The organism is Mesorhizobium sp. M8A.F.Ca.ET.021.01.1.1 (genome assembly GCF_003998025.1).
Taxonomy (GTDB): Bacteria; Pseudomonadota; Alphaproteobacteria; order Rhizobiales; family Rhizobiaceae; genus Mesorhizobium.
The window spans coordinates 1-4,368 of record NZ_RZSJ01000526.1 but is presented as its reverse complement, the minus strand read 5'-3'; the positions used below and the strand labels follow the sequence as shown (position 1 = coordinate 4,368).

5 protein-coding genes and 1 pseudogene are annotated in these 4,368 nt (G+C 63.8%); 2 read left to right on the top strand and 4 right to left on the bottom strand.

Annotated elements, in window-relative coordinates; translation table 11 throughout:
- A partial coding sequence (locus EOA36_RS28925; protein ID WP_145969355.1) for an amidase family protein occupies positions 1 to 793 on the top strand: 793 nt, incomplete at its 5' end.
- Positions 794 to 821: 28 nt separating this feature from the next.
- On the top strand, positions 822 to 1,517 hold the full coding sequence (locus EOA36_RS28920; protein WP_127280421.1) for a TetR/AcrR family transcriptional regulator: 696 nt from the start codon (positions 822 to 824) through the stop codon (positions 1,515 to 1,517).
- Positions 1,518 to 1,526: 9 nt separating this feature from the next.
- Here EOA36_RS28920 and EOA36_RS28915 read toward each other — a convergent pair whose 3' ends face one another.
- The 4 genes and pseudogenes from EOA36_RS28915 to EOA36_RS28900 all read right to left on the bottom strand — a co-directional run.
- Positions 1,527 to 2,288: an MBL fold metallo-hydrolase gene (locus tag EOA36_RS28915; RefSeq protein WP_127280420.1), complete on the bottom strand. Its 762-nt coding sequence runs from the start codon at positions 2,286 to 2,288 to the stop codon at positions 1,527 to 1,529.
- Between the two features lie 2 nt (positions 2,289 to 2,290).
- A complete protein-coding gene (locus EOA36_RS28910) occupies positions 2,291 to 3,355 on the bottom strand; it encodes an ABC transporter ATP-binding protein (protein WP_127280419.1) in 1,065 nt (354 codons plus the stop codon).
- Positions 3,352 to 4,134 (bottom strand): ABC transporter permease, encoded by a 783-nt coding sequence (locus EOA36_RS28905; protein WP_127280418.1) that lies wholly within the window; start codon positions 4,132 to 4,134, stop codon positions 3,352 to 3,354. The genes EOA36_RS28910 and EOA36_RS28905 overlap by 4 nt, the downstream gene beginning before the upstream one ends.
- 2 nt (positions 4,135 to 4,136) lie before the next feature.
- A pseudogene (locus EOA36_RS28900) lies at positions 4,137 to 4,368 on the bottom strand (ABC transporter permease); the annotation flags it as partial.

The window sequence follows — 4,368 nt, the reverse complement described above, 5'->3', positions numbered from 1 at the left end:
TTGCCACACCGGGCCGCTGGCCCGGAACGTCCGGGATGCGATCCTGCTGCAGAATGTCATGGCGGGGCCGAGTCCACTCGACATCGCCACGCTTCGCCCGAAGCTGCGGCTGCCGCTCGATTACCAGCCGATCAAGGGCTGGAAGATTGCCTTCTCGATGGACCTGGGCTCTTTCGAGGTCGACGCCGACGTCCGCGGCAACATGCTTGCCGCCTGCGACGTGTTCCGCTCGCTTGGGGCAACGGTCGAGGAAGTCGATCTCGGCTGGGATGACGGGGTGCTCAAGGCAGGAATGGCCTATCTGGAGCATCTTTTCGGCGCTTCGCTGTCGCAACTGCTTGCCGAGCACGGCAGCGACATGACCAGCTATGCCAGGCGGTTTGCCGAGGATGGGCAAAAATCCAAGGCCACCGACTTCGTCGCGACACTGGATGTGGCAGCACGGATGTATCAGACGCTGGGTCCGCTGCTGGAGACCTACAATGTGCTGATCTGCCCGACGAACGCGCTTCCCGCGGTGCCGGCGGAGTTCGACCAGACCACGGGAACCGTCGAGATCAACGGTAGAGAGGTGAACCCTTCGCTGGGCTGGGTGATGACGACGCCGTTCAACATGATGAGCCGCTGTCCGGTGCTTTCCATGCCGTCGGGGCGGGCGGCAAGCGGCGTGCCGACGGGCTTCCAGATCGTCGGCCGCACCTATAGCGATGCCGATGTCTTCCGGGCCGCGATGGCCTATGAAACGGCACAGGGGCAATGGTACACAAGCGCCGGAACGCGCCCATCGCTTTGATCTGGCGATGCAAGGGAAATTGACGAAGATGGTGCAACGCAAAGCTACGGCAAAGCGCACGGTCGCGACAGCCAAGGGCAGGGCTTCGGCCAATGACGCCGCGCCCAAGGACCGCCGCCGCGAGCGCGGCGAAGCCAGCGTGCAGCGCATTCTCGACGCCACAATCGAGCTCATCGCTGAGGAGGGGCTGGCGAGCGTCACCATGCAGCGTATCGCCGAGCATGTCGGCTCGTCCAACGCCCTGGTGGTCTTTCACTTCCGCAGCAAGGAGAATTTGTTCAGGGCAGTGCTTCAGTATCTCAGCGATCAATATGACGCGCTGTGGCTCGCCCTGGTGCGGGCGCCCGGCCTGACGCCGGTCGAAAGGCTGCTGGGAGCAGTAGACTGCGCGCAACGCTTTGCCCGGCAGCATCCGAAATGGGTGTCGGTCTTTGTCGTGTTCTCCAGCGACCGCAAGAGCATGCAGATTTACAATGAAATCGGCCTGCCCAGCGATCTCGCCTACACCGCCGAAGCGCGGGAACTGCTGGTCGAGATTGCGCGCGACGGGGGTTACGGCGGCGTCGACATCCACACGCTGTCGGAGAGCCTGAATTACCTCGTTCACGGAGCATGGTACTGGGATCACCTCAACCCGTCCGGCCGCGACACCGACGTGCTGCGCAAGACCATGCTGCTGCTGCTGCATCAGGCCTTTCCACGGCATTTCGACTTGCTGCGGTAAACTCGCCCCTCAAGGGCTCTGCCGCAGATGGCAGCCGGCCTGCCGCTTCCGCGCCAGGTATTCGTCGATCAACTGGAGGTAGCGCACCTTTCCGAAGCTCGGGAAATGGCCGCCATGCACGACTGAGACGTCGAGATCGCGCATGGCGAGCAGTGTCGCCATGTAGTCGGAAATATCCGAGTGGTAGACATCATCGATCAGCGGGCCGTCATAGATGATGTCGCCGGACAGCAGGATGCCGGTCTTCTTCTCGTACAGCGCAATGCCGCCGGGCGAATGGCCTGGCGTGTGGACGACCTCGAAGGCGCGGTCGCCGAGATCGATGATGTCGCCATGCGCGAGCAGACGGCCGGCCGGCGCGGGCTGGATGCGGTAGCGTGCTGTTTCCCAGCCTTTTGGCTGGCGGTCGAACATGTCGTCGGTCGCATAGGTACCTGCAGCGGTCCATTCGTTGCGAGGATCGGCCAGGATTGCCGCTTCAGCCCCATGCACGCAGCGATCGGGGAATTCATGGTGGCAGCCGATATGGTCGAAATGCGTGTGGCTGGCGACGCAGGTCAGCTTGCGCTCGCTCACCAGGGGCACATGGGTGCGCAGGCTGAAATGGCCGAGACCACTGTCGAACAGGAGATCGCGGTCGCGGCCGCGCACATGCCACATGTTGCAGCGGAAGAACGGCTTGATCCAGGGCTCGTGGATCAGCGTGATGCCGTCGGCCATGCGGATGGTCTCGTACCAGTCCGGTGCGTCGATGACCGCGAGCATGCCCATGTTCAATCCGCCAGCAGGATGATCTGGTCGGTATCGCACGAAATCGCCACCGTGTCGCCCGGCCGGACAGTGGCGGTAGCGGGCAGCTTGGCGATGAACTGCAAGGAGGGTTCTTCGACGGACGTCGCAAGCATGCGCTTGAAACTGCCCTGGAAGACGACGTCGCTCACGTCCGCCTTGCCGAGCTTCGTGCCACCCGAAGTCGTGCCCAGCACGAGGTGCTCAGGCCGTATGGCCAATGCGGCCGCCGACCCCAACGGCAACGCACTGGGCAGCAACACCGGTCCGACCGGCGTCGCGACGGTGCTCGTCCGGTCCCCGGTCTCCACGACCGTGCCGGCAAGGATCGTGCTCTCGCCCATGAAGGTCGCGGAAAAGCGCGTCGCCGGCCTGGCATAGACGCGCTCGGGCGGCCCTTCGTCCTCGATGCGGCCGTCATTCATCACCACGCAATGGTCGGCCAGCGCCATCGCTTCTTCCTGGTCGTGGGTGACATGAATGAAGGCGGTGCCGACGCGCTTCTGGATCGCCTTCAATTCGTCCTGCATCTGGCGGCGCAGTTTGAGGTCGAGCGCGCCGAGCGGCTCATCGAGCAGGAGCACTGCCGGCTCGATGACCAGCGCGCGCGCCAATGCGACGCGCTGGCGCTGGCCGCCGGAAAGATGGTGCGGCTTCTTGTCGAAGGCGGCGGCCAGCCCCACCAGTGCCAGGGCTTCGCGTGCTTTTGCCGCCCGCGTCGCGCCGTCGACACCCTGCATGCGCAGGCCGAAGCCGACATTGCCGCCGACGCTCATATGCGGGAACAGCGCATAATCCTGGAAGACCGTCGTCGTCGGGCGCTTGGCCGGCGGCACGAAGGTGCAGTCCTGGCCGCGGATGAGAACCTTGCCTTCGCTGGGGTTGACGAAGCCCCCGAGAATGGAGAGCAGCGTCGTCTTGCCGGAGCCCGAGGGTCCGAGCAGGATCGTATAGCTGCCGGTCTCTATCGTCAGCGAGACGCTTTTCAGCACGGGATGCTGGCCGAAGCGGTGCGAGACGTCGCGGATATCGACCAGGGGCGCGTTCATGCCGGCTTTCTCCGCAGCAAGGTCAGTTCGAAGAACACCACCAGCACGATCGAGACGGCAAAGACGAGCGACCCGACGGCATTGGTCTTGGGGTTGAGGCCGGAGCGCAGCAGGTTCCAGATTTCCACCGGCAGCGTGGTGTCGAAGCGGGTGAGCAGGAAGGAGATAACGAACTCATCCCAGGAGAAGGTCATCGACAGGAAGAAGCCGGCGAAAATGGCCGGCGCCATCACCGGCACGCTGATCAGCAGCAGCACCTTCCATTCAGGCGCGCCAAGATCGCGTGCGGCGCGCTCGATGTTGATCTGGTGGTCGCCCATCTGGCTGTAGATGATGGCAAAACACAGCGGCAGGTTGATCACGACATGGCCGATGCCGGCGGCAAGCAGCGACTTCGGCACGCCGGCCCAGTTGAACAGCACCAAAAGCCCCATGCCGATGATGAGGTAGCTCACCGTCAACGGCAGTGTGATCAGCCCGCGCAGCAGACCCGAGCCGGGCAGCACAAAACGCGCGAAACCCCAGGCCGAAAGGAAGCTGAGCGTGACGGCGGTGGCCGAGGAAAGCACCGCGACCGACAGCGAATTGACGAGTGCCGACGTCAGCCGCCTATCTGAGAGAACAGCCTCGTACCAGCGCAGCGACGGGCCGGTGAATGGCGGAATCGGGAAGGAGGTCGATTGCAGCGAGAACAGCACCAGCACGACGACCGGCAGGAAGATGAAGCCATAGACGGCAAGCGCGTAAATCCACGAAGCGATGCGGACAATCCTGTGCATGCTCAGGCCCGCTCGATCTTCAGCCAGCGGGCGCAGGCGAGGTAGGCAATGGTGACGACCGCCATCAGGATGATCGACAGCGCCGAGGCCAGCGGAAAGTCGCCGCGACGGCCGATCTGCATCATCACCAACTGCGGCATCAGAAGCTCGTTGTTGCCGCCGAGGATTTGCGGTGTGATGTAGTCGCCGATGCACAGCACGAAGGTGAGGAACGCGCCCACCATGATGCCCGGC

Excerpts from the sequence above, each read along its gene's own strand:
- EOA36_RS28920 (WP_127280421.1), top strand. The coding sequence starts at position 822 with ATGGTGCAACGCAAAGCTACGGCAAAGCGCACGGTCGCGACAGCCAAG.
- EOA36_RS28915 (WP_127280420.1), bottom strand. The coding sequence starts at position 2,288 with ATGGGCATGCTCGCGGTCATCGACGCACCGGACTGGTACGAGACCATC.
- EOA36_RS28910 (WP_127280419.1), bottom strand. The coding sequence starts at position 3,355 with ATGAACGCGCCCCTGGTCGATATCCGCGACGTCTCGCACCGCTTCGGC.
- EOA36_RS28905 (WP_127280418.1), bottom strand. The coding sequence starts at position 4,134 with ATGCACAGGATTGTCCGCATCGCTTCGTGGATTTACGCGCTTGCCGTC.